1 protein-coding gene is annotated in these 1,396 nt (G+C 73.0%); it reads right to left on the reverse strand.

Annotation, left to right across the window (positions count from 1 at the left end):
• A partial coding sequence (locus LCE31_RS39625; RefSeq protein ID WP_225023135.1) for a DUF5667 domain-containing protein occupies nucleotides 1-1,169 on the reverse strand: 1,169 nt, incomplete at its 3' end.
• Nucleotides 1,170-1,396: the final 227 nt, after the last annotated feature.

A 1,396-nucleotide genomic window follows, 5' to 3' on the forward strand; every position in this document is an offset into this window, starting at 1 on the left:
CCCGGGGCCTGGTCGTCCGGCGGGGCCGCAGGGTCCGACGCCTGTCCCGTCGGCGGGTTGATGAGACCGTCGGCGGCGCCGCCGATCAGGCCGCCCTGGTGGGACGAGCCCGGTGAGCCGTCACCCGTACCGGACGGCGAGGGCGTGCCGTCGCTCAGGCCCTCGTGCCGGCCGCTGCTCTCGCCCGAGCTCGGGGTGGCGGACGAGGGCTTGCGGTGCTTGCCGGTGCCGGGTGCCGCGGCGCTGCGGGTCGCGTCGGGTGCCGCGGTGCCCGGCTGGTTCCCGCCCGGTTGCGGGAGCCTGGACTTCAGCGGCGCGACGTCCTGGTCTATGGCGACGAACACCGAGTTGACCTCGTCGCCGACGTCGGCGAGCTGTACGGGCAGCCGCCCGCGCAGCCCGTCCCACGCCTGCCGGTGCGAGGCGGCGAACGACGAGAGGGTCGCCATCGGTGCCAGGGAGCCGTTCTTCTCGTACGCCGCGTGGAGCAGGCTGTGGCCCGCGGACGCGTCGTCCTTCATGCCGGTCAGGGTGCGCCGGATCTCGCCCAGGGACTCGTGGTCGAGGTTGCCGGTGCGGCCCCGCTCCATGAGTCTTCGCGCCTCCGTGAGCCGGGTGGAGGCGTGGTCGAGATACAGGCCGCCACGCGCGGAGTCGTTGTCCGCCAGGTCGAGTCTGATGTCCTCCATGCCGCGTTTGAGCCCGTAGAGCGAATCACCGGGCAGCGCGTCCGAGCTGGCAGCGGCGACTCCGCTGAAGGCGCCCGCCGCCACACCGACCGTGAGGCCGCCCGCGGCGAGGCTCTTCGACCAGCGGGACCTCGGCCGCAGCCGCCCGAGGGGGGACGCCCGGTGCGCGCCCCTCGATGTGCGCTGCTCCGGCACCGTAGGGCCCGAGGACCCCTGGCCGGCCGTGCCTTCTTGCAGCATGGCCTCCATGGCGGCCACGAGCTGTGCTCGCTGCACCACCTTGACCTCGGGGTCCAGTGTCGGCTTCGGCATTTCGCCCAGGCTGCCTGCCAGGCCCAACAGCCGCCTCTGGTCGGCTGGTTCGGCCGGTTCCGCGGCAAGTTCGGCCGACTGTGTCGTCGCCGGGCCCGGGTCGGTCCTGTCTTCCAGGGCCTGGGCGAAGGCGTTCGCCCGCCGGTGTGCCGAGACGTTCGCGATCACTGGCGGCACCTCCTCTCGTCATGACGGTCGACTCCCCTGGGGGTCCGATGAGGATCGACCCGCGTGCGCGGGGGTCACAGGGAGCCTGCATCCCGCACAACGAGCGGTGCGGCACTTGGGTTACGCGCGGAAAGCGAACGGACCGCAGCGTAGTCGAGCCGTCAACACAGTGTGATGAGAGGGTTGTTGGGGACGCGGCTCCGGGGGAGGAGCGGGGAGCCGCGGGG

It is taken from the genome of Streptomyces sp. 8L (genome assembly GCF_020176795.1).
Taxonomy (GTDB): Bacteria; Actinomycetota; Actinomycetes; order Streptomycetales; family Streptomycetaceae; genus Streptomyces.